This is a genomic window from Microthrixaceae bacterium, assembly GCA_023957975.1.
GTDB lineage: Bacteria > Actinomycetota > Acidimicrobiia > Acidimicrobiales > Microtrichaceae > JAMLGM01.
Genome location: JAMLGM010000003.1, coordinates 319742 through 342749, shown reverse-complemented (window position 1 = coordinate 342749; position 23008 = coordinate 319742). Strand labels below are relative to the sequence as shown.

The following is a 23008-nucleotide window of genomic DNA, read 5'->3' as shown; positions in this document are numbered from 1 at the left end:
TTATGGACCTTGCCGAGGCGCTGGCCGCTCGGCGTTCCTGTCGGTCCTATCGCAGCGACCCCATCGACGACGAACTCCTCGATCGGGTTCTGAGCGCCTCGCTGCGCGGCCCGAGCGCGGGCAATTCGGCGTCGTTGGAGTGGCTGGTGTTGAACGGGCCCGACGAGGTCGGCCGATACTGGGACGTGACCTTGCCGGTCTCACGGCGTGATCGCTTCCCGTGGCCCGGGTTGCTTCGGGCACCGGTGCTGGCGATCCCCGCGGTGCGGCCTGAGGCCTACCTCGAGCGCTACAGCGAATCCGACAAGCGACACAGCGGCCTCGGCGACGACGTCGCCGCATGGACGGTGCCGTACTGGTGGGTGGACGGCGGAGCCGGGGTGATGGCGATGCTGCTGGCCGCGACCGCCGAGGGTCTCGGATCGCTGCTGTTCGGTCAGTTCCGCCACGAGGCGGCAGTGGCGCAGAAATTCGGGGTGCCGGCGCACTACCGACTGCTGGGCACGGTGGCGCTCGGGTGGCCCGACGGCGGCGATCGGTCGTCGCGATCGGCCCGGCGTGGACGTCGCGAGCTTTCGGGTGTCACACACCGCGGCGTTTGGTGAAGAATGGGACCGATGCGTCGCCGTCGGTGCCGCATCGCCGACCACCGAAACTGGGAGTAGCGATGATGAAGCGTTTTTGGACGGTGCTCGCCACGACGGCCGCACGCCGCGCCGGCCTCGTGACCGTGGTGGGATTGCTGCTGACGTTGACCATGGGGTTCGGCGCGACGCGGCTGACCTTCGCGACCGGTACCGACAGCTACCTGAACGCGGATGAGCCCTCGTATCTCACCAGCGTGGATTTCGCCGACCGCTTCGGTGGCGACGCCAACCTGAGCGTCATCACGATGGATAAGGGCCACACCGTCGCCGAGTTGTTGACCGACCCCCACAACGACGAACAGCTCGCCGCAGCGACGGCCGAGTTGCGCGACATCGACGAGATGCTGGCGGTGGTCGACCTTCGCACCACCCTCGAGTTCACGAATTCGATGATCTCCTCCGACCCCGACAACCCGACGCTCGCCACGCTGCTCGACTCGGTGGGCGCCCGCGCGCTCGCGGACGCGACCGAACGTTCCGAGGGCCACGACAAGGAGGTTCGCGAGGCCGACACCGCGGCCACCGTCGCACGAGTCACGGCGATCCCCGCCGAACAGATGCGCTTCGGCACCCCGGAATGGACCGACTTCCTGCTCTACGACAACGCCGGAGAAGTTCGGGCATCGCAGCGGATGGTCATTCCGGACTCCACCCACGCGCTCATCATCGCCCGCTTCGCCGGCAACCTCGATGTCGATGTAGCGACGGCGGCGACCAACAAGGCCTACGACATCGTCGCCGGTCTCGACCTGAACAACGCGACGGTTCGCACGACCGGGGCCCCGAAGCTGTTGGCCGAGATCAACGAGTATCTCCGGGGCGGGATGTTGACCCTCGGCGCCATCGCGCTCGGCATCATGGCGGTGATCCTGTTGGTGCTGTTCGACGTGCGTTGGCGCCTGTTGCCCCTCGCCGTGGTGGCCATCGGGGTGATCTGGGCGTTCGGCACCGCCGGGTTCCTCGGGATCCCGCTGACGCTGGTGACCGTTGCGGGGCTCCCGGTGATGTTGGGGATCGGTATCGACTACGCGATCCAACTCCATGCCCGCGTCGAGGAGGAGGCGCGGGAGGGTAGATCCGAGGACCCGATGGCTGAAACCGCCCGAAACCTCGGACCCGCGCTGCTCGTGGTCACCTTCGACGCGGTGTTCGCGTTTGCCGCGCTGCATTGGGCGGCGGTGCCGATGATCCGCGACTTCGGCTTGTTGCTGGCGGTTGGCGTCGCCGTCATCTGTCTGTGTTCGATCGTGGCCCCGCTGTCGATTCTCGGCATCCGCGAATACCGCAAGCCGACACCGAAGGGTCCCCACCGCGCCGGTGTCCTGGGCAAGCTGGTCGTGTGGCTGGGCAAGTTGCCGCCGGTGAGCGCGGTGCCGTTGATCGTGATCGCCATCGGCCTGTTCATCGGTGGGGTCACCGTCGAGGAGCGCCTGCACATCCAGAGCGACCCGGTGAAGTGGGTGAACCAGGAGTCGGTGCTCATCAAGAACCTGCAGCTCGCCGAGGAGCAGATCGGCGGTTCGAGCGAGCTGGCGGTGTTCTTCGAGGGGCCTGAGGTGTGGTCTCAGGAGTCGATCGACTACATCGACTCCTTCACCAACGACTACATGGACGCGCACCCCGACGCTCTCGTTCGGGCGTCGAGCATCGTCGAGTTGGTCTCCGACGCCACCGCGCTGCCGGGAGCGGCGCGGGTGACGCCGCCGGCGGACCTGGTGCGTGAGGCCTACGAGCTCGCTCCGGTGGACGTGCAGCGTCAGGTGTTTCACACCGGGGCCGATGGCCGCCACGACGCCCTCAACACCTTCTTTCTGATCGGTCCGGGCTCGTTGGAGGATCGCAAGGTGCTCGTCGACGAGATGCGTCGTGACGTCGCCGAGGATCGGCTGCCGCCACAAGGCGCCACGATGACGCCGGCGGGTCTGGTCGTGCTGGGGGTCGGCCTGCTCGAGAATCTCGAGCACAACCGGATCCTGCTGACGTACCTGTCGATCGCCTTCGTCGGAATCTTCCTGACCGTGCGGCTCCGCAGCGTCGTTCGGTCGTTGCTGTCGCTGGTTCCGGTGCTGATCGCCGTCGGAGCGTCATCGTTGATCGCCTGGGCGTTCTCCCTGCAGCTGTCGCCGATGACCGCGGTGGGCGGACCCCTCGTGGTGGCGGTGTGCACCGAGTTCACCTCGTTGATCCTGTTGAGGTTCATCGAGGAACGACAACGCGGCTACGGGCCGTCTGAGGCGGTCGACATCGCCGCGGCGCGCACCGGTCGGGCGTTCATCGTCTCCGCGCTCACCGCCATCGCCGGCGTGGCGACGATCTCGTTGAGCTCGTTTCCGCTGCTGCGCGATTTCGGTCTCGTCGTCGGGATGAACGTGTTGGTGGCGTTGGTCAGCGCGCTGGTGGTGTTGCCGCCGATGCTGGCGTGGGCCGACCAGCGCGGCTGGGTCACCCGCGGGATGTTGCACGAACCCGAGGCGGCCTGAACGCACCGGTCAGCGGCGAAGGCCCGGTCGGGGTTCGGTGATGGCGGGCGACAGCGGAGCGGGCTCGACGACATAGACCCGGTCCTGGGTCATGAGCCCGTCGAGGAGTCGGTCGGCCGTGCCGTCGTCGGTGATGCCGAGTTCCTCCCAGATCGCCCGGGCCTGGGGGTTGACGAACCCGTCGACGGCGATGGCGCGCCCGTAGCACCCGGTTTCGACGACGATCATCCCGTAGTCGCGTAAGGCGACCGCGAAGATCCGTGCCGTTTCGCGTTTCGGCCCTTGATAACCGCGCTCGTCGAGCCAGGCCTCGAGGTCGGCGTCGGAGATGTCGAGGGCGAACCTCATGCCCTGGGGCACGGTCTTTCGGCGGGTCTCGTCGTTGGTCGGCTGACTGTTCGCCCCGCAACCCTGGTAGGCGGTCTCGGGCCATTCCATTCGGGTGGCCGGGGAAACGTAGAACCCACACGAGTCGCCGGCGGCGGCGGTGTCGATGGTGTCGGTCGTGCACGTCGGGCCGAACATGGGGTTGAACACGGTGAGCGCGAGCGCGTGGTCGATGGCCCCGGCGCGCACCTCGTAGGGGGTCGTGAGCATCGCGAGTTTCGGGAGGCCGGCACCTCGTTCGCTGTCGTAGCTGTTCCAGGTCCGAAAATCGCCGACCGATCCATCAGCGTTGTCGAGGCGTGACGCCCCACCGGCGCAGAGGTCCGAGAACGGTCTGAACCCGGCGGCGATGTTGCTCGGGGTGAGACACGTCGAGGGGTTCGACTTCAACAGCAGCCAGGTCGACCACGCCTCGCCGGTGTCGGGATTGACCACGATCATCATGGCGTCGTTTCCGGAGGATGGCTCCCAGTGGTCGTTCCACGGAATCTCCACGTGGTAGCCGGCGTAGGGCGGATAGCCAAAGTTGGCGATGTAGACCGACTTGGTGCCGGTGGCCTCGCGGGCGTCGTAGATCGGCATCGAGTAGTCGCCGAAGCGGACGTCGAGCGCTCCGCGTTTGTCTGGGTCGTCCCACCCGCCGAAGCTGCCGTAGTTCCAGAACCGCTCGGCGTACTGCGCGAAACGGGTCGATGCCCCGAACTCGGCCGCGGGGCGGTTCCAGGCGACCTCGTCGGCGAAGGCCCGGATGACCGAGAACTGCTCGGCGCCGGAAGGAAGCGTCGGCGGCGGACCGCTGGGCACCATCTGGGTCCGTTGGGCGAGGATCGACAACGCGAGGATCACCACGACGACCAGTGCGATCGTGCCGCCGAGGAGTGCGAACAGCTTGTGCTTCATCGGTGCCGGGACGCCGGTCGTTCGCGGCGGGGTTGGTGCACGTGCATTCGGCGAGGCTATCTCCGAAGCGGAGCGGGTAACGTGCGCCCATGGAACTACGCCTCGATGGAAAGGTCGCGCTCGTCACGGGCGCATCGAAGGGGATCGGTCGGGCAATCGCGGCGACCTTCGCCGCTGCCGGAGCGCAGGTGATGATCTCCTCACGCAAGATCGACGCGTTGGAAGCGGCGGCGGCGCAGATGCCCGGCGAGGTCGCCGTGTTCGCGGCGAACGCCGGCGATCTCGATGCCGCATCGGCGTGCGTCGACGCCACCGTAGAACGCTTTGGCGGCATCGACATTCTGGTGAACAACGCCGCCACCAACCCCCACATGGGCCCGACGTTGAGTATCGAGGCGCCGCAGTTCGACAAGATCGTGGAGGTGAACCTGCGGGGCCCGCTGTTTTGGACCAAGGCGGCGTGGAACGCCTCGATGAAGGACCGTCCCGGAGGGTCGGTGATCAACATCTCCTCGATCGGCGGGTTGTCGGTGGAGTCGTCGATCGGTAACTACAACGTTTCGAAGGCGGGACTGATTCACCTGACCAGGACCCTCGCCAAGGAGTTGGCCCCGACGGTGCGGGTGAACGCCATCGCTCCCGGTCTGGTCAAGACCGACATGGCCCGGGCGTTGTGGGAACAGGGCGAGGAGGCCATCGCGTCGATGATCCCGGCCCGGCGACTCGGCGAGACCGACGACATCGCGAACGCCGCGCTGTTCCTCGCCAGCGACGCCGCCTCGTGGGTGTGTGGCCACACGCTGGTCGTCGACGGCGGGATGCTGCTGTAGTGAATTCGGCAAAGGGGGGACATGGCAGATAACGACCCGATCTCGGCACACCGGATCGATCGTCGCAGTTTTCTGAGCGGCGTCGGCGCCGCCGCGGTCACCGTCGCGGTCGCATCGTGTTCGAGCGGCGACGGAGCATCCACGGGCGGGTCCGGCGGCGGGTCCGGCGGCGCGTCGACGAGCACGTCGGAATCGCCGGAAGTCGCCGCTGTGCCTGCGCCCTCCGCTATCGGGCTTCCAGCGGGGGTGTTCTCGTTGGGGGTGGCGAGTGGCGACCCGACCGACACCTCGGTGATGTTGTGGACCCGCCTGGTCGCCGACCCGCTCGCGGCGGCGACCGCGATGGGCGAACGCGACCTTGAGGTCGCCTACGACGTGGCGCTCGACGAGGGCTTCGAGCGACTCGTCGCGTCCGGGTTGGCCTCGGCGCCGGCACGGCTCGCGCATTCGGTTCACCTCGATGTCACGGGCCTCGACCCGGGGTCGTGGTACCACTACCGGTTCCGGATCGGCGACCAGACGAGTTCGACCGGCCGCACCCGCACGATGCCGGCACCGGGAGCGGCGGGGGTTACGCCTGGGGGCGCGGCGGCCGAGCAGTTCCGCTTCGTCGTCGCCTCCTGCCAGGACTACCAATGGGGGCACTACGCCGCGTGGCGTCGGGCGGTGGAAACCCCCGACCTCGATGCGGTGTTGTTCCTGGGCGACTACATCTATGAGTACTCCGTCGGCGACCGTTCCCCTGGTGAGACCGGCGAGCGGGTCTGGGCGAACGAGGAGACCCACAGCCTGGAGCAGTACCGGGTGCGCTATGGGCAGGTCCGCTCCGACCCGGCGCTCATCGCCGCTCACGAGGCCGTGCCGTGGCAGATCACCTTCGACGATCACGAGGTGTCCAACAACTACGCGGGCGATGTGGGTCAGGACGATGTGGATCAGCCGCTGAGCCGGGATCGACGTCTCGCCGGCTACCAGGCCTGGTACGAACACATGCCGGTTCGCCTCGACGGGGTGCCGGAGTCGTTCGAATCGCTGCGGGTGCATCAGGCACTGCGCTTCGGCGACCTCGTCACGCTCTACGCGATCGAGACCCGACAGCACGCCGATCCCGCGCCGTGTCGCGTCGAGATGCCCGAGGGGACCCCGCCGCTGCTGTACTCCGACGATCGGCCGAGTTGTGAGCAGCGATTCGATCCCGAGCGCACCAACCTCGGTGCTGCCCAGGAGGCGTGGCTCCTCGACGAACTCGCCGCAAGCGACACGACCTGGAACGTGTTGGCGAACCCGATCATGTTCTCCGGTATGAACCTCGCCACCCGCGAGGCTCCGGAGTACACCCTCGACACCTGGGACGGGTACGTCGCGTCGCGGGCGCGGGTGCTCGGGGCGCTCGCCGAGGTGTCGAACCCGGTGATCGTCACCGGCGACTGGCATGCGAGCTTCGTGCTCGACGTTCGGCCGGAGTTGATCGCCGAGGCCGATGATCCGGCCGCGGTCCTCCCGGACGGCCCACCCTCGTCGCCACCAGCGATGACCGAGTTCGTGTTCACCGCCATCTCCTCGGTGATCTTCGCCCAGGACTACCGAGCGGCGAACGACCACATCCGGTACTTCGAGGCCCGAAACGGCTACGGCGTCGTGACCGTGACCCCGGAGCAGTTGGGTTGCGAGTTCGTCTACGTCGACGACGTGTGGGACCCGGACTCCCCGGCGACCACGGTCGACCGATGGGCGGTGGACGCGGGGTCGCCGCAGGCTCGTCGCGTCGGTTGACCCGCGTCGGGTGACCCGCGTCGTTTGCGCGAGACCGTCTCGGGGGATATCCCCCACTGACATCGGCGGCCAGGTCGTGAAGGCTCATCGTCACCTGAAAGGAGCGTGGCGATGCTGGTCGGAGCCGATGTCGAGGAACTGGAGCGGATGGCGACTCGCCTGGAGCAGCGCGGGGTGGCCCTTCGGCGCATTCGCCGGGAGGTCGACGCCGCGCTGAACAGCGCGACGTGGCACGGCGAACGGGCGAATGCCTTTCGACGTTCGTGGACTCAACGCCACGGTGCGGCAATCGACTCGACCGCGACGCTGGCCGTCGGAACGGCGCGGATCGTGCGCCACCAGGCGGCCCAGCAGCGCCACACCAGCGCGACGGGTGCCGAGGCTCCGCCGAGGTCGGTCGCGCTGCAACGCGGGGTGGCCGCGGTCGCCGACGGGGCGGTGTCGGGGGTGTCGGCGGCGCTCGCGGCGTCGGTCTCCGCAACCGGCCTGGTGCCGGCCCCGGCGACCGGGCGGTCGCCGGCCACGGGTGCCCCGGCCGACGTTCGACCGCAGGTCGCTGCTGAACCGATGCCGACCGAGACCGGTTCGCTGAGCCTCGAACTCAGCGGTGGTGTGCTGGCGGCGGCACACGTTGGCTCAACCGTCGACTACGTGCGCAATCCGGATGGCACCTACACGGTCACCGTGTCGGGGGCGATCGGCGCAGGAGTCGACAGTTCGCTGCGCATCGGAAGCAGAAACGTCGTCGATCTCGGGATCGAGGCGAAGGTTTCGGGCATCGAACGCTCGACCTACATCGTGGAGGGACGCGATCTCAACGGGGTCCTGCTGGCGTTCGGCGCCCAACAGGTGTCGCCCGAGTTCGCCAAGATGTTGTCGATGGCGTCGAGTTCCCAGCGCTGGTTCTTCGACGCGATCGACCGCTTGACCCCGGACTGGTTGGGAAGTGCTGCGGCAACGGGTGCGAAGGCCGGTGTCCTGGCACCGATCCCGGCTGCGGTGAGCATCGAAACAGGCTTGGCGCTCGACGGTTCGGTCGTTGCGAAATTGTCCGAGACCGTATTGCCCGAGCCGATCGCCCGTCTCCTGGAGGTTCTGCCGACGGCATCGGCCGATGTGGCGCTGTTTCATGATGAGGTCGGCGGTGCGACGACGATCGAGTTCGGCGGAGCGCTCGCAGGGTTGGTGGGAACGGCGTTGGGTGGGGTGGTCGGATCGGGTTCCTCGCTGGGCGATTCGCTGGTGTCCGGTTCGAAGGTCGGGGCGTCGGCGAATGCCGCTGTCGGTTCGGTCAACGGTTCGGTCAGCCTCGAGTTGAACCGGCACCTGCGGCCGGTCGGAGCGACGATCACCACCGAGGCCACGCGAGGGTCGCAGGTGGAGGTCACGAGGCGTCAGGTGACCTTCGACGAGGCGTCGGCAGGATCGGCCATGGTCAGCCTGGTCGAGGCGAGTGCGCGTGGCGACGTTGCCGGTGCGGCCGGGGCGGGGCGTCGAGTCGTCGAAGGCTCGTCGGTTGCCGAGGGTCGGGCGACGTATCAGACCGCATCGACCGACGCCGGAGTCGAGGTCTTCGGCACGGGCTTCGGCATCGACATCGACCGTCGTTCGATCCTGCGCACGTCCTCGAGCAGCTCCAGAGGCGGTTCCTGGTGACCCTCGCCCGTTCTCCGATAACCAGTGGTCGTGATCACGACCACTGGTTATCGGAGAACGGGCAAGGTGCGCGGGGTCTGTCGCTACAGGAGCTTGCGTTGGAGTTTGCCGAGGGCGGTCTTGGGGAGCCGGTCGACGAACTCGAGGGCTTTGGGGGCACACCAGGGGGGGAGGTCGGCCTTGACGAACTCGCGAAGTTCGGCGAGGCGCACGGCGGGCGCGTCGGCCGCGGCAACGACCACGGCGGTCACCCGTTGCCCCCACTCGGGGTCGTCACGGCCGACCACGGCGACGTCTTCGACCGAGGGGTGGCCGAGGAGCACCGCCTCCACGAGGTGAGGCCACACGTTCTCACCGCCGGTGATGATCATGTCGTCGGCTCGCCCGGCGACGCTGAGGCGGCCGGTGTCAGCATCGATGGTGCCGAGATCGCCGGTGTGATACCAGCCGCCCTCGTCGAAGGGGACGGTGCCGTCGCGGTAGCAACGCAACATGGACGGCCCCCGAAGCAGGATCTCGCCATCGAGGGCGATCTGCATGCCGATGCCGTTGAGGGCAAGTCCGTCATAGACGACCCCTGCGCCCGACTCGGTCATGCCGTAGGTGGCCACGGTGTTGGCGGGCCGGTCGGGTGGGATCGCCGAGCCGCCGAGGAGGATTCGTTCGAACAAGGTCGGGTCGATGCGTCGTAGCGTCGTCGGCACCAGCGAGGTGTGGGTCGCACCCCCGACCGCCGCCAGTTCCACCTCGTCGGCATCGAACCCGGGGTGGACGACCAGGCCCGTGCCGCAGTGCAGCGCCCGCGTGATCACCGAGAACCCGCCGATGTGAAACACGGGCAGGCACGCCAGCCACGTCACGTCGCGGTCGTGGGTGCGGGTGTCGAGGTAGGTCATCGAGGCGTACGCTGCGAACTCCAAGGCATCGTGGGTGTGCACGACCCCCTTGGGCACTCCGGTGGTGCCGCTGGTGGCCATGATCAGCGCGTCGCCGTCGTCGGTGCCGATTCCGCCGGGCAGGCTGCGGCGTTCGCCGTCGGCCTCGACGATGTGGGTCGGGCGCAGGGCGTCGAGAATCGTCGCGGCCAGCGGGGCGGGCATGTTCGGCGACATCGGCAACACGGCGTCGCCGGCATCCCAGGTGCGCTGTAGACACTCGACGAAGCCCGGTCCGGCGGCAACATTGACGGCGACGACGTTGGCCACCGCCTCAGCGTACTGGCGCTGGCGCGAGTCGGAGCGTGGCGACCGCAGGGGAGTAGTGTCGAAGATGATATGAGCTCGATTCCACCCCCACGTTCGATCGGCACGGTTGTCGACCCCGCCCACACCACGATTCGTCCGGCGTTGCGCTGGGAGCCGCAGCCCGACACCACCTACCCCGACCAGCCGATGGAGTGGCGCGACATCTCCTATGAGATCGGGTTCCCCGAGAACACCAACGGCGGCATCGCGAAGATCACGATCTGTCGCCCGGAGGTTCGCAACGCGTTTCGTCCGCAGACCCTCCAGGAGTTGCAGCGCGCCTTCGACATCGCCCGCGACGACCCTCGAGTCGGGGTGATCGTGCTGACCGGCAAGGGTGACTATGCCTTCTGTTCGGGGGGCGACCAGCGCATCCGCGGCAACGACGGCTACCTCGGCGACGACGCGGTGGCACAACAAGGCATCGGGCGGCTCAACGTCTTGGACCTGCAGATCCAGATTCGCCGCACCCCCAAACCCGTGGTGGCGATGGTCGCCGGGTACGCCGTGGGTGGCGGTCACGTGTTGCACGTCGTGTGCGACCTGACCATCGCCGCCGACAATGCCATCTTCGGCCAGACCGGCCCGAAGGTCGGCTCCTTCGACGGCGGGTACGGGTCGGGCCTGCTCGCGGCGAACATCGGCCAAAAGCGCGCCCGGGAGATCTGGATGCTGTGTCGCCAGTACGACTCGACGCGGGCCTATGAGATGGGCCTGGTCAATCAGGTCGTCGAGTTGGAGGCGCTCGAGGAGGAGACGGTGCAGTGGTGCACCGAGATGCTCGACATGTCGCCGATGGCCCTGCGCATGGTGAAGGCCTCGTGCAACGCTGCCGACGACGGCCTTGCGGGCATCCAACAGCTCGCCGGCGACGCCACGCTGCTCTTCTACCAAACCGAGGAGGCGCAGTACGGACGCGACTCCTATAAGAACAAGGAAAAGCCCGACTTCAGCCGCTTCCCGCGGCGTCCTTGAGCCGCACGACGTTCATGTCGGGAGTCGGACAGAACCGATGGGTGCTCGGTGCACGGCCGCGCACCCTGCCAGCGGCCGTGGTGCCGGTGTTTGTCGGCACCGCTGCCGCGTGGCGCGTCGCCGATCGTCTCGACTGGGCGCATTTCGTGCTCGCGCTCGTCGTGGCGTTGGCGCTGCAGATCGCCACGAATTACGCCAACGACTACTCCGACGGAAAGCGCGGCACCGACGACCCGTCCAAGCGGGTTGGTCCGGTGCGTCTCGTCGGAAACGGGCTGGCCACCCCCGACGAGGTGAAGCGGGCGATGGTCGTCGCCTTCGGTGTCGCTGCCGTGGCCGGTTCGGTGCTGGTGTTGCGGGTCGGGTGGGAACTCGTGCCCGTCGGCGTGGCCGCCATTTTGGCCGGCTACTTCTACACCGGCGGGCCGAAGCCCTATGGCTATCTCGGCCTCGGCGAGGTGTTCGTATTCGTCTTCTTCGGCCTCGTGGCGACCGTCGGTTCGACCTACGTGCAGATCGAGAGAATTCCCGCCCTCGCCTGGGGGTGTGCGGTGATCTGCGGGTGTTACGCGACCGCGATGCTGGTGGTCAACAACCTTCGCGACATCCCCGGCGACACGATCTCGGGCAAGCGCACCCTTGCGGTGAAACTCGGTGACGTGCGCACCCGGTTTCTGTACTGCGCATTGATGATCGTGCCGTTCCTGTTGTTGCCCTTTGTCGCCGGCCTCGGAGGGCGGCCGATCGCCGGGCTGGCCTTCATCGCCATCATCCCTGCGCAGAAGCCGATTCAGGCGGTGCTCGGCGGGGCGAAGGGCCCGGCGCTGATTCCGGTGCTCGGCGCGACGGGCAAGGTGCAGTTGATCTTCGGTGTGTTCCTGACCGCCGGACTGGTCGTGTCCACCTACATCTGAGCCGGCTGGGCGGATGGGCGGCTCAGCCCGCCGCCCAGGTGGTGATGAGGTCGATCACCGCCTCGGGTTGTTCGAGATGCGGGCTGTGGCCGGAGTTGCCGACGACCACGAACATCGATGAGTCGCCGATCCCGTCGACGAGGCGTTCTCCGAGGGCCTCATAGGTCGGATCGAGTTCGCCGACGATCACCAACGTCGGCATCGTCAGTTCTCCGAGTCGGTCCCACAGCGGTTCCTGGGTGCCGGTTCCGCTGTGGCGCAGCGCGGAGGCGAGCCCGGCTGCGGTATTGGTGCGACGTTGTTCGAGGAAGCGGGTCTCGTCGGTGAGGCCGGCGAACATGGGCAGCGCGAGCCACTCGTCGAGGAAGGCGTCGATACCGAGGTCTTCGATCCGCTCCGCGAGGGCCTCGTCCCGGACGCGTCGCTGTTCGCGTTCGTTCGGGTCGTCGATGCCGGCCGTGCCCGAGATCAACACGAGACGGTCGATCGCCTCGGGGCGGGTGAGCGCCGCGTGCAGGGCGACGCGGGCCCCCATCGAGTAGCCGATGACCGCAGCCGGTTGGTCGCCGATGGCGTCGAGGACGAGTTGGCCGCTTTGCCACAGGTCGGCGGTCACCTCGCTCGCGGTGCCGTGGCCGGCAAGGTCGAGGGCCAACACGTCACGTTCGGAGGCGAGTCGGCCGGCGAGGGGTCCCCAGCAGTTGCGGTTCTGGGCGAACCCGTGCAACAGCACTGCCCTCGTTGTCGTGGAAGTCACGCAGGCAACGTAGTCGTAGGCTGGGGACGTGGTGTCCCAAAACCCGGATTTCGTCACGACCTCCGCAGCGGCGACCCCCGCAGCGTTCAATGCCGACGCGTTCAATGCCGGGGCGACGTTCGCCGCGACCCTGATGGACGAGTGGGCGCGCTGCGGGGTCCGCCACGTCGTGGTATCTCCAGGATCTCGCAGCACCCCGCTCGCGGTTGCCGCTGCGACTCACCCGGGCCTCGTCACCCACGTGCACCACGACGAACGCTCGGCGTCGTTTCTGGCGCTCGGCATCTCGCTTGCGACCCAGGTCCCGACAGTGCTGGTGTGCACCAGCGGAACCGCGGCGGTCGAGTATCACGCGGCGGTCGTCGAGGCTCATCATGGCAACGTCGCGCTCATCGTGTGTACAGCTGATCGGCCGCCGGAACTTCAGGGGGTCGGCGCGCCACAGACGATCGATCAACGGGGGCTGTACGGTTCGGCGGTGCGCTGGTTTGCAGAGCCCGGCCCGGCCGAACTCGATGCCGCAGCGCAGTGGAGACCGCTTGCAGCCGAGGCCCACCGCCGGGCGCGTGGTGACCGGCGCTGTGGCGACGCTCCAGGGCCGGTGCATCTCAATCTCGCGTTTCGCGAGCCGCTGCTGGGTCCGATCGCCCCGTTGCCGCCGCTCGCCGATGACGGGGCCACCGACGTCGATGCCGCGCCCGGCGACCCCGCCGGCTGTTCTGAGGACGAGTTCGCGGAGCTGGCGGCGCAGATGGCGGGGCGCCGTGGGGTGATCGTGTGCGGCGACCGTACGGCCACCGATCTCGTGGAGGCCGAGGCGGTCGCAGCGTTGGCGACGGCGCTGGGCTGGCCGGTGTTCAGCGACGCGCAGTCCCGTATGCGTTCGGACCGGCGTACGGGCATCGCTGCGGATGTCAACGCTGCGGGCGGCGCCGCTGACGACGTGGCCCTCGACGCTGCACTCGTGGGTGTCGACCCGCTGTTGCGCGTGCCGGAGGTGGCGGCGTTGGGCCCGCCGGAGGTCGTGGTCCGTTTCGGCGCCCTGTTGACCTCCAAGGTCATGTACCAGTGGCTCGCCGACAGCGCTGCGCTCCAGGTCGGCGTCGATCGTTGGGGCGCGATACCCGACCCGGATCACGTCATCGGCCGGCGGGTGTGGGCCGAGCCCGCGGCGTTCGCCGCGCGCCTGCGCGACGCCGTGGTGGCGGTTTCGGGTGCCGCCGCGCCACGGGAGTGGGTGGCGACCTGGCGAGGCCTGAGCGGCGCCGCCCGGGAGGTGATCGACGCCCACGCCACCGGGGAGGTGGCGGTTGCGCGTGCGGTGCTCGAGGAACTCGGCGCCGAGGATCATCTCGTGGTGTCGTCATCGATGCCGGTGCGCGACCTCGAATGGTACGGCGGTGGCGCTTCGGCGACGGTGCTGTCGAATCGTGGGGCCAACGGCATCGATGGGGTCACCTCCACCGCCGTGGGAGTTGCCCTCGCCTCGCAGCGCCCGACGGTGTGCCTGATCGGAGACGTTGCGTTCCTCCACGACACCAACGCGATGCTCGGGCTTGCGTCGCGGGCGGCGCCGTTGTGCGTCGTGGTGATCGACAACGACGGCGGCGGCATCTTTTCGTTCCTGCCCCAGGCGGATCAGCTCGACGGCGAGCGTTTCGAGCAGCTCTTCGGGACCCCGCATCGAACGCATCTGCTCGGACTCGCCGGGGCGCACCGCATCGAAACGATCGACATCGGCAGCGTGGAGCGCACTCCTGCGATCGAGGAACTTCGAGAGGTCGTGCGGGCGTTTCGTGAACGGCCCCGCCCGCTCGTCGTGCGGGTGCGCAGCGACCGGGCCGCCAACGTTGCCGCCCACCGGGACCTCAACGACCGGGTCGCGGCGGCGGCGCGTGCGGTGCTGGGGCCTACAGGCGGGTGATGGCCGCTACAGACGGGTGATCGCCGCGAGCACCGAGGTGAACTTCGCCTGGGTTTCGGCGAACTCGCTGTCGGGGTCCGAGTCGGCCACCACGCCCACCCCCGCACGTAGGCGCGCTCGGTTGCCTTCGATGTGGGCTCCTCGAAGCGCGACCGCCCAGGCGCCGTTGCCCTGGGCGTCGACCCAGCCGACCGGGCCGGCATAGGGGCCGCGGTCGTCGCCTTCGAGTTCGGAGATGAGGGCGAGCGCCGTGTCGCGGGGGCGTCCGCCGACCGCGGGGGTGGGATGCAGGGCGGCGACGAGGTCGAGCACCGAGGCCGCCGGCTCGCTGAGGCGCCCCTCGACCTCGGTGGCGAGGTGTTGCACGCTGCCGGCGGCGACCACCGACGGGGCAGGGGCGGCGTCGACGAAGCTGGTGAACCCCAACAGGGTGTCGAGCACCATGTCGATGGTGATCTGGTGCTCGCCGCGGTTCTTGGGAGAGTGCAGCAGTTCTGAGGCCTGGGCCGAGTCGATCGTCGGGTCGCCGGTTCGGGGCGTGGTGCCGGCCATCGGGTGGGCCCGAACGACATCGTCGAAGCGGGAGACCAACAGTTCCGGCGTGGCGCCGACGAACCCGTCGATGTCGTAGCGATAGGCGTGCGGATGGGCAGCCGCGAGCCGGGCGGCGATCACGTGGGGGTCGAAGGCGACATCGGCGATCACCTCGAGGGCCCGTGACAGCACGACCTTGTCGAGTTCGCCGGCCGCGATGCGTCGGGTCGCCGCGGCGACCGACTCCTTCCACGCCGCGGCGGTCATCGGCGTGCTCAACGACAGCGACCGCGGCGCCGGGAACTCGGGTGTCGGCTCGGGCTGTTCGAGCCCGTCGAGGTGGGTCACCCAGCGCTGCCCGTCGGGGGTGGTGCCGAGCAGCCAGGAGGGCACGATGAACTCGGCCGGCGCGGACCGGTCGAACGGCAACGCGGCGAAGGCCACCGGGCCGGACCCGTGTGGGTGCGAGGTGCCGCGGTCCGACTCGGCGGTGGAGTCCAGGTCTCGGTGCTCGATCGAGGACAGCGCCTCGCTCACCGTGTCGAGGTGGTCGACCCACGGTGCGGGAACCGAAATACGCCACGCCTCACCCCAGCCGCGCAGCTCGCGGCGCGGCGACAAGAAACTGGTCGCCGGCCGTGAGTCGGGGCCGTCGCGTTCATCCCGCTCGGCGCGCCGAGTCAACATCACCGGTGGGGTCGACGCAGGGGAAAGGGCCGACACGGCTCAGTCCCGGTTGCGGGTGCCCGTGAACAGGTGCGCGATACCGCCGCTGAGCAGCCGCCGCTCGGCGTCGCCGAACCCTGCGGCTCGCAACATGGCGAGCACCTCGTCCGGCTCGGGCATGTAGGCGAGCGACTTCGGGAGGTAGGCGTAGGCGGCCTTGTCGGAGATCAGCCCGCCGATGAGCGGCACGACCTTGCCGAAGTAGATGCCGTGGCCAAACTTCATGATGGGGTTCGGCGGGGTGGTGGCGTCGACGAGTGCAATGCGGCCTCCGGGGCGCACGGCGCGGGCCAACTCGTCGAAGAACCCGTCGAGGGTGACGAAATTGCGTAGGGCGAATCCACACGTGATGCCGTCGATGGCGCCATCCGCGAAGGGCAGCGCCAACACGTCCGCCTGAACCCGAGGGAACGGCTTCGGAGCGGCGGCCAACATGCCGAAGCTGAAATCGACACCGACGGGGACGAAACCTTTCGCGCTGAGCTCATGGCAGAAATCACCGGTTCCGCAGGCCACGTCGGCCACGACCGAACCGGGGACGAGGCCGAGGGCCGAAACGGTGCGCTTACGCCACCCGACATCCATGCGAAAGGTCATGATGCGGTTGACGAGGTCGTATCGCGGGGCGATCGTGTCGAACATCTCCTGAACGGCGCGGGCCTTGTCCTCGCCCTGGGGCAGCGCAGGGTCGAGCGCGACGCTCGAAGCGTTCGACGGCGCGACGCTCGAAGCGTTCGACGGCGCGACGCTCGAAGCGTTCTCGGGCGCGTTCTCGGGAGCGTTCTCAGACGTGGTTCGGGGAGTCACCTCCGCGAGCCTAGGAGGCGTTGAGGTCGTCGGCCGCGAGCCCCTTCGCCCACCGGTAGTCCGCCTTGCCGGAAGGGGACCGTTCGATCTTGTCGACGAACACGAAGGCCTTGGGCAGTTTGTAGCGGGCGATGTGGCGTTGTGCCTCGGCGAGGAGCGAGGCCTCATCCGCGGCGGCGCCTTCGCGTAGTTGGACGATGGCGGTGACCTCGTTGCCCCAGCGTTCGCTCGGTCGGCCGCACACGACCACGTCGAACACGTCGGCGTGAGGGGCGAGGGCGGCCTCGACCTCTTCAGCGAAGATCTTCTCGCCTCCGGAGTTGATCGTCACCGAATCCCGGCCGAGCACCTCGATCGGCCCCGTGAGCGTGTAGTGGGCGCGGTCGCCCGGAATCGAGTAGCGCACGCCGTCGATGACCGGAAAGGTGCGCGAGGTCTTGTCGGCGTCGCCGAGGTAGCCGAGCGGCACGCGACCGCGTTGGCCGAGCCAGCCGACCGTGTCGTCGTCGGGGGAGATGAGCGCATCGAAGGTGTCGTTGATCACGCAAGCGCCCGGGGTCGGGCTGAAGGTCCCGCTCGCGATCTCGCTGCCGGCGCTCGACACCTGGTACGCCTGCTGGCCGGTCTCGGAGCTGCCGATGCCGTCGATGATCATCGCGGTCGGCAGCAGTTCGAGCAGCTTGGACTTCACGCCGACACTCATCGCCGCGCCGCCGTTGGTCAGCACGAACAGCGAGCTGAGGTCGTAATCGCCCCGTTCGATCTCGTCGATGATCGGCCGGGCGAACGCGTCGCCCACCAGGACGATGGTGTTGACGCCGAGTTGTTCGATCGAGGTGAGCATGTCGACGGCATCGAGGCGGTCGACGACCCCCTGAAGCGCGATCGTTCCGCCCTGGGTGAAGCAGATGAAGGCCGTCCAGTGGGCGGCGCCGTGCATGAACGGCGGGGCCGGCAGGATCGTAATTCCGCCGCCGAGCGCCTGTTTGACGACGGCGTCCACCGACTCGAGTTCGTCGGCGCTTCCGTAGGGGCGGCCACCCATTGCGGCGCAGAAGATGTCGGCCTGGCGCCACAGAACGCCCTTGGGCATGCCGGTGGTGCCGCCGGTGTAGAGGATGTAGAGGTCATCGGGAGACCAGGAGGCTCGCAGTTCCTCGGGGATTTCCGGTGACGCTTCGGCGAGCGCGTCCTCGTACCATTCGGCGCCTTCGAGCAGGTCGTTTTCGGATTCGTCGCGGACCTGGAAGAAGACGGTGAGGTTGGGGAGGCGATCTCGGATGTCGGCCAGGGTGGGCGCGAAGCGCGAATGAAAGACGACGGCCTTCGCGTTCGAGTCTCGGAAGAGGTACTCGAGTTCCTCGGCCACGTAGCGGTAGTTGACGTTGAACGGCACCGCACGGGCCTTGTACGAGCCGATCATCCCCTCGAGGTATTCGGGGCAGTTGTGGAGATACAACGCCACGTGATCCTGGCCGGACTCGTGGTTCGCCAGATCGCTGCGCTCGGCGTGCACGCTCAGGCCGCGGGCTCGCAGTGCATTGGCGAAGCGACTGGTCCGTTCACCCATCTCCGCGTAGGTGCGAGTCACCTTCGCGGTCTTGATACAGACGCGGTCGTCGAGCGCGTCTGCCAGCGCATCGAACACCTGAGCGAGGTTGAACTCCATGGACGCGATCTCCCCTTGATAGATGCGGCGGTAGCGACGGCGGTGGCCGGACCGCGATTCTAGACGATCGTCCCACCGTTTCTGACGGGCCGTCAGAAACGGTGCGGCCACGGCAGCGGTCGAGCAACTCGCCGGGTTTACGATTAGCGCTCACCTGCAGCGCTCACCTGCAGGGCTCACTTCCCACATTGCGGATTCTGGGTCGGAACCTCGAGGTCGATGAGGTAACGCTCGACGATGGTGTCGATGCACGACGAGCGACCATAGGAGGTGTGACCGTTGCCGTGGTAGGTGACGAGCACGCCGTTAGTCAGCATGTCGGCGACGTTCGTTGCGTTCGAGTACGGGGTGGCGGCATCGCCGGTGTTGCCGACGACGAGGATCGGCGGCGATCCGTCGCCGGTGACGGGGCCCGATACGGAGGCGACGGGGGCGTTCCAGAAGGCACAGGGCAACAGCTCCGACGCGACGGAGGCGCCGAGCCGAGGCGCGGCGGCGATGACTCGGTCGGTGAATGCGGCGTAGGCCTCGGAACCGACGGGGTGTTCGGAGTCGACGCACTCCACCGCTGCGTAGGCGGCGTACCCGGACAGGTCGTAGTACCCCTGGGCGATCTCGTACATGGAGGTTCCGTCGCCATCGTTGAGCGCTTCGCTGACGGCCCGGGCGAATTCCATCGAGGCGTCGCCGCTATAGGAGATGTAGATCGCAGCGGTTTCGAGTTCGGCGGGTCCGAGTTTTCGGCCGTTGCCGGCGGGGACCGGTGCTCGTTCGACGAGGGCGTGGAGCTCGTCGTAGGCGGCGGCGAGGTCGTCGACGGGGCACTTGGTTGTGCACTCGTCGAAGGTGGCCTGGAGCGCGGTTTCGAATGCTGTGGCCTGGTTGAGGAGCCAGGTTTCGAGGTGCTCGGTCGGGTCGACCACGGCGTCGAGGACCATCGCTCGCACGTGGGTTGGGAACGCTGCGAGGTAGCGCAGGCCCACCATGGTGCCGTAGGAGAACCCGAGGTAGTTGAGCGACTCGTCGCCGAGGGCGAGGCGCAGCGCTTCGAGGTCGCGGGCGACGTTGTCGGTGCCGATGTGCTTCGCGAGATCGGCCTGAGGTGATCCGGATCCGCTGCAATCGTCCGCGATGCGTCGGGCATCTTGGTCGAGTGCGGCGCGTTCGGCCTCGTCGTCGGGGCTGGGGTCGTTCGCGAGGAACTCCTCGAGCGTGTCTGGTCCGGCGCAGCTCAGCGCTGTGGAGTCTCCGACGCCACGAGGGTCCCAGCTCACGAGGTCGAATGAGTCGGTGAGCGTGTCGTTGAAGTCTGATCCAGTGAGGAATTGCACGCCGCTGCCGCCGGGCCCGCCCGGATTCATGATGAGCGACCCGACGTTGGCGCCCGTAGAGGGCAGCCGGGCGACCGCGAGTTCGATGGTTTCGCCATCGGGGTCGGACCAGTCGAACGGAACGACCAGCGTGGCGCAGTGGTGGCGGCGACTCGACTCGCACGTGCGCCAAACCAGCGGGTCGGGGGTCCAGCCGTCGATGTCGCCGCTCGCGACGGTGGAAACCGACGTGGTGTCGGGGGCCGAGGCGGTCGCCTCGTCCGAGCCGCCCGTGCATGCCGAAGCGACGAGGGCAACGAAGGTGACGAGGGCGACGACCGCGGTGGGCAGCACGGAGAACGCGGAGACGCGTGGGGTGGCGTGTATGGAGGCGCGTGCAGTGGCGTGAGTGGTGTCGTGAGTGGCCGAGCGGACTGGAGTCGGAGTGGGACCGAGGGCCTCCGTCGGGACGGGAGCGGTGGTTGGCGGGTGCGACGTCAAACGGTCGGGACGGGGACTCGGCACGCGCACAACCCTATGAGGAACGATCATCACGTCAACACGCGGGCCGGTCGGGTTCGGGCGCGCGTCGGTGTCAGCGCCTTTACCGACGCTTGGTGGGGAGACTCCGGTGGGTGGGCCATTGACGTGTCGGTTCATTGGCGTATCGGTGGTTGGGGTGGTTTGGTCGGGGTGAGGGAGAGTTGCCTGGCGGTGGCTCGTCGTCCGGCCCTCCTGCCGCCAGTTCCGCTTCGGGTCCCGCCTGAGCCTCGGCCTGTGCTTGACCGGCGGGCGTCGTGGGGTCGGTGGATGCGGGTGTTGGGGGTGGCGGCCATGCGGTCGTAACGGCGTCGGATGGTGGCGATCGCGTCGGCCAAATCGACGGTTCCGCCGCGGACTTTCACCTTCGGTCGGGCCGGGGGTTCGGGTTCTGCTGCGAGTTCTTCGGGGATGGGGCCTTGGCGTTGTACGCCGTGTTGTTGACCCCAGATCGTGATGCCACAGGGGTGGGTGTAGAGGGTCCATCCGTCGGTGGTGATGTGCATGGCCCAGCCGACGCGGTGCACCAGGCCGTGGTGGTGTCGGCACAGGCACGCCAGGTTGTTCACTGCGGTGGAGCCGCCGTTGCGGTGGTGGCGTACGTGGTGGGCTTCGGTTTGTTGTGCGGGTGCCTCACAGCCGGGGAAACAACACCCCCCGTCGCGTGCCGCCAACGCGGCGCGTTGAGCGTCGGTCGCCAATCGCACGGAGTGGCCGACATCGAGCGGTTGGCCCAACGAGTCCAACAGGACAGCGCGTAGTTCTGGGTCACACATCATGCGTTCGATCACGTCCGCGGTGAGTGGATCGCCTGTAGGCGAATACGCGCGTGGTTGGCCGTGTTCGTCGGCCTGCAGAATCACTGACACTTCTGCGGTTCCTGGCCGGTAGTTACCCGACAGGGTGAACTGGGTGCCGAAACGGCACAGGTCCATCAACGCTTTCGCGCGTAGTTGGGATTCTGAGGTTGTCGGTGACCGGTCGAATTGTTCAGCGTCGTTTCGAACCTGTTTGCGGTGACGTGCGGTGGCGTCGTTGATGGCTTGGCGTACGACTTCGGCGTAGTCGCCGAAGAACTCTCCGACGATTTCCACACCGATGACACCGTCGGGGCCGTGGATGTCGCGTAGGTCGAGCCAGGATTCTTCGGCTGGTGGGGCGGGTTCGGTGCCGTCGGTGTCGACGAGGCGTGCCAACGCGGCGATGATCTTTTCCCATTTCGCGAACGTCAAATGCTCGGCCAAATCCAACATGGGTCCGGCGTTGTCGGACCAGGTGGGTTCGATACGCGGGTTCGACCACCGGCCGATCACGACCAGATGATCAAACCCCACGACCCCGGACCGCAGGCGGTCCAACACCTCGGGCCGATACCGGCGCCGCACCGCCCGAGCCACCGACACCCGACGCGCGGCGGTCACCCCCGAACAACGGGCGGTCTTGGACACCCACGCTTTGGTGGACAAACCTTCGACGACGTCGGTCATCCCAACAGCATCCAACTCCCCGAGCGCGTCGATCATGTGCAGATCCAAACGGCGTTGCAGCTCGAACAACACCGCAACATCGTCGATCCCGGAACCCAGGCTATTCAGGTCGGTGTCGAAGCCCTCGAACATATGTATGACACTAAACGCGACCCCCGACAACGAAGCCCCGAGACAGCCAAACCCAGAAACGGAAGCGCCGGATCCCACGCCAGAACGGCCGTATTCATCAGCGCTGACGATCCTGAAGAGGGCGAAACGCGACCGTGCAGCCATCCGCGGCTAGTGTCGTACGCGTGTTCGTGCTTGGAATCGATCCCGGATTGTCGCGTTGCGGCTACTGCGTGCTCACCCCCAAGGGGCGAAGTGGAGCGGCGGTCGCCGCGGCGATCGGTGTCATTCGAACGCCCCCGGACATGGCGACGCCCCGGCGTCTCGCGATGCTGCAGCGCGACGTCATCGGCCTGCTCGACGAGTTTCCGCCGGTTGCCGTGGCGATCGAGCGGGTGCTGTTTCAAAACAACGTCTCGACGGCGATCCCCGTCGGGCAGGCGAGTGGCATCATCATGGCTGAGGCCGCGAATCGTGGCTGCGACGTGGTCGAATACTCGCCCAACCAGGTCAAAGAAGCGGTCGCCGGCTATGGGTCGGCTGGAAAGGAACAGGTACAGGAGATGGTCCGCCGCCTGCTCGGCCACGACAAGGTGTTGCGTCCGGCCGACGCCGCAGATGCCGCTGCGGTGGCGTTGTGTCACATCGCCTACAACCCTGACCCCGCCCGGCCGAACGCAGCACGTGAGGCGATTCGATGATCGGGTCGTTGCGTGGCGTGCTGCTCGACCGGCAGGGCACCGAGGTGGTCATCGAGGTCGGCGGCATCGGGTATCGGCTTGCGACCACCCCGGCGACCTCGGGTGCGCTCGGCGCCGAGGGGGCCGAGGCGTTCGTATGGGTCCACCACCACATCCGCGAGGAGGCCCAAACCCTGTACGGGTTCCACACACGCGAGGAACGCGACACGTTTGAAACGCTCATCGGCACCCACGGTGTGGGACCGTCGCTCGGGCTCGCCATCTTGTCGACCCTCTCGCCGTATTCGCTGCGGCTCGCGCTCGCAACCGACGACCTGGCATCGCTGTGCACCGTGCCGGGAGTTGGCAAGAAGACCGCGCAGCGGCTGCTCGTCGAACTGAAGTCGCGCCTCGAACTCGGCGACATCGACCTGCGAGCTGTGGGAGGCGAGGACGGTTCGGCCGCGGGAGCCACGCCTGGAATTGGCGCTGACGCCGGTCCGGCGGCGCATCACGACGTCCGCGAGGCATTGTCGGGCCTCGGATATTCCACCGACGAGGTGGCCAGAGCACTCAAGACGTTGCCACTCGAGGGCGACGCATCGACCCTGCTGCGCCAAGCCCTCCAGGCGCTGGCGGCGAGCTGATCCAGGCTGA

General features: G+C 67.8%; 18 protein-coding genes. 10 read left to right on the top strand and 8 right to left on the bottom strand.

Annotated features, from left to right (window positions below; genetic code table 11):
• Positions 1–2: 2 nt before the first annotated feature.
• Positions 3–605: a nitroreductase family protein gene (locus M9952_06525; GenBank protein ID MCO5312578.1), complete on the top strand. Its 603-nt coding sequence runs from the start codon at positions 3–5 to the stop codon at positions 603–605.
• Between the two features lie 62 nt (positions 606–667).
• Complete coding sequence (locus M9952_06520) at positions 668–3127, top strand: MMPL family transporter (protein MCO5312577.1); 2460 nt, start codon at positions 668–670, stop codon at positions 3125–3127.
• Between the two features lie 9 nt (positions 3128–3136).
• On the opposite strand, the gene M9952_06515 is transcribed toward M9952_06520, so the two are convergent.
• Positions 3137–4414 (bottom strand): hypothetical protein, encoded by a 1278-nt coding sequence (locus tag M9952_06515; GenBank protein MCO5312576.1) that lies wholly within the window; start codon positions 4412–4414, stop codon positions 3137–3139.
• A gap of 89 nt (positions 4415–4503) precedes the next feature.
• Between M9952_06515 and M9952_06510 the strand changes: the two genes are divergently transcribed.
• The 3 genes from M9952_06510 (at position 4504) to M9952_06500 (ending at position 8673) form a co-directional block, all read left to right on the top strand.
• Complete coding sequence (locus M9952_06510) at positions 4504–5244, top strand: SDR family oxidoreductase (GenBank protein MCO5312575.1); 741 nt, start codon at positions 4504–4506, stop codon at positions 5242–5244.
• Positions 5245–5265: 21 nt separating this feature from the next.
• Positions 5266–7017, top strand: a complete 1752-nt coding sequence (locus M9952_06505; protein MCO5312574.1) for an alkaline phosphatase D family protein — start codon at positions 5266–5268, stop codon at positions 7015–7017.
• 111 nt (positions 7018–7128) lie between these two features.
• Positions 7129–8673: a hypothetical protein gene (locus M9952_06500; protein MCO5312573.1), complete on the top strand. Its 1545-nt coding sequence runs from the start codon at positions 7129–7131 to the stop codon at positions 8671–8673.
• 83 nt (positions 8674–8756) lie between these two features.
• Here M9952_06500 and M9952_06495 read toward each other — a convergent pair whose 3' ends face one another.
• Positions 8757–9878 carry an AMP-binding protein gene (locus M9952_06495; GenBank protein MCO5312572.1) on the bottom strand — a complete coding sequence of 374 codons (1122 nt, stop codon included), beginning with the start codon at positions 9876–9878 and terminating at the stop codon, positions 8757–8759.
• A 69-nt stretch (positions 9879–9947) separates the two neighbouring features.
• Here M9952_06495 and menB point away from each other — a divergent pair, with 69 nt between their 5' ends.
• Together menB and M9952_06485 are read left to right on the top strand one after the other, a co-directional pair.
• Positions 9948–10892, top strand: a complete 945-nt coding sequence (gene menB / locus M9952_06490) for a 1,4-dihydroxy-2-naphthoyl-CoA synthase (GenBank protein ID MCO5312571.1) — start codon at positions 9948–9950, stop codon at positions 10890–10892.
• Positions 10889–11806: a 1,4-dihydroxy-2-naphthoate polyprenyltransferase gene (locus tag M9952_06485; protein MCO5312570.1), complete on the top strand. Its 918-nt coding sequence runs from the start codon at positions 10889–10891 to the stop codon at positions 11804–11806. The genes menB and M9952_06485 overlap by 4 nt, the downstream gene beginning before the upstream one ends.
• Positions 11807–11828: 22 nt before the next feature.
• Here the strand turns inward: M9952_06485 and M9952_06480 are convergent, their stop codons facing one another.
• Positions 11829–12563, bottom strand: a complete 735-nt coding sequence (locus M9952_06480; GenBank protein ID MCO5312569.1) for an alpha/beta fold hydrolase — start codon at positions 12561–12563, stop codon at positions 11829–11831.
• A gap of 28 nt (positions 12564–12591) precedes the next feature.
• Between M9952_06480 and menD the strand changes: the two genes are divergently transcribed.
• Positions 12592–14487, top strand: a complete 1896-nt coding sequence (menD, locus tag M9952_06475) for a 2-succinyl-5-enolpyruvyl-6-hydroxy-3-cyclohexene-1-carboxylic-acid synthase (protein MCO5312568.1) — start codon at positions 12592–12594, stop codon at positions 14485–14487.
• 6 nt (positions 14488–14493) lie between these two features.
• Here the strand turns inward: menD and M9952_06470 are convergent, their stop codons facing one another.
• The 5 genes from M9952_06470 to M9952_06450 all read right to left on the bottom strand — a co-directional run bounded on the left by M9952_06470 (position 14494) and on the right by M9952_06450 (position 21692).
• Complete coding sequence (locus M9952_06470) at positions 14494–15708, bottom strand: isochorismate synthase (protein MCO5312567.1); 1215 nt, start codon at positions 15706–15708, stop codon at positions 14494–14496.
• 39 nt (positions 15709–15747) lie between these two features.
• Positions 15748–16554 (bottom strand): ubiquinone/menaquinone biosynthesis methyltransferase, encoded by an 807-nt coding sequence (locus M9952_06465; GenBank protein MCO5312566.1) that lies wholly within the window; start codon positions 16552–16554, stop codon positions 15748–15750.
• A 10-nt stretch (positions 16555–16564) separates the two neighbouring features.
• Positions 16565–18223: an acyl-CoA synthetase gene (locus M9952_06460; GenBank protein MCO5312565.1), complete on the bottom strand. Its 1659-nt coding sequence runs from the start codon at positions 18221–18223 to the stop codon at positions 16565–16567.
• A gap of 176 nt (positions 18224–18399) precedes the next feature.
• The gene (locus tag M9952_06455) at positions 18400–19584 is read right to left on the bottom strand and encodes an alpha/beta hydrolase (GenBank protein ID MCO5312564.1); all 1185 of its coding nucleotides are present in this window, start codon (positions 19582–19584) and stop codon (positions 18400–18402) included.
• 605 nt (positions 19585–20189) lie between these two features.
• Positions 20190–21692 carry an HNH endonuclease gene (locus tag M9952_06450; protein ID MCO5312563.1) on the bottom strand — a complete coding sequence of 501 codons (1503 nt, stop codon included), beginning with the start codon at positions 21690–21692 and terminating at the stop codon, positions 20190–20192.
• A 164-nt stretch (positions 21693–21856) separates the two neighbouring features.
• Here M9952_06450 and ruvC point away from each other — a divergent pair, with 164 nt between their 5' ends.
• Complete coding sequence (ruvC, locus tag M9952_06445; GenBank protein ID MCO5312562.1) at positions 21857–22372, top strand: crossover junction endodeoxyribonuclease RuvC; 516 nt, start codon at positions 21857–21859, stop codon at positions 22370–22372.
• Complete coding sequence (gene ruvA, locus M9952_06440) at positions 22369–22998, top strand: Holliday junction branch migration protein RuvA (protein MCO5312561.1); 630 nt, start codon at positions 22369–22371, stop codon at positions 22996–22998. Before ruvC ends, ruvA begins: the two co-directional genes overlap by 4 nt.
• Positions 22999–23008: the final 10 nt, after the last annotated feature.

Excerpts from the sequence above, each read along its gene's own strand:
- M9952_06510 (MCO5312575.1), top strand. The coding sequence starts at position 4,504 with ATGGAACTACGCCTCGATGGAAAGGTCGCGCTCGTCACGGGCGCATCG.
- M9952_06525 (MCO5312578.1), top strand. The coding sequence starts at position 3 with ATGGACCTTGCCGAGGCGCTGGCCGCTCGGCGTTCCTGTCGGTCCTAT.
- menB (MCO5312571.1), top strand. The coding sequence starts at position 9,948 with ATGAGCTCGATTCCACCCCCACGTTCGATCGGCACGGTTGTCGACCCC.
- M9952_06450 (MCO5312563.1), bottom strand. The coding sequence starts at position 21,692 with ATGTTCGAGGGCTTCGACACCGACCTGAATAGCCTGGGTTCCGGGATC.
- M9952_06455 (MCO5312564.1), bottom strand. The coding sequence starts at position 19,584 with ATGAATCCGGGCGGGCCCGGCGGCAGCGGCGTGCAATTCCTCACTGGA.
- M9952_06500 (MCO5312573.1), top strand. The coding sequence starts at position 7,129 with ATGCTGGTCGGAGCCGATGTCGAGGAACTGGAGCGGATGGCGACTCGC.
- ruvA (MCO5312561.1), top strand. The coding sequence starts at position 22,369 with ATGATCGGGTCGTTGCGTGGCGTGCTGCTCGACCGGCAGGGCACCGAG.
- M9952_06515 (MCO5312576.1), bottom strand. The coding sequence starts at position 4,414 with ATGAAGCACAAGCTGTTCGCACTCCTCGGCGGCACGATCGCACTGGTC.
- M9952_06520 (MCO5312577.1), top strand. The coding sequence starts at position 668 with ATGATGAAGCGTTTTTGGACGGTGCTCGCCACGACGGCCGCACGCCGC.
- M9952_06470 (MCO5312567.1), bottom strand. The coding sequence starts at position 15,708 with ATGTTGACTCGGCGCGCCGAGCGGGATGAACGCGACGGCCCCGACTCA.
- M9952_06460 (MCO5312565.1), bottom strand. The coding sequence starts at position 18,223 with ATGGAGTTCAACCTCGCTCAGGTGTTCGATGCGCTGGCAGACGCGCTC.
- M9952_06505 (MCO5312574.1), top strand. The coding sequence starts at position 5,266 with ATGGCAGATAACGACCCGATCTCGGCACACCGGATCGATCGTCGCAGT.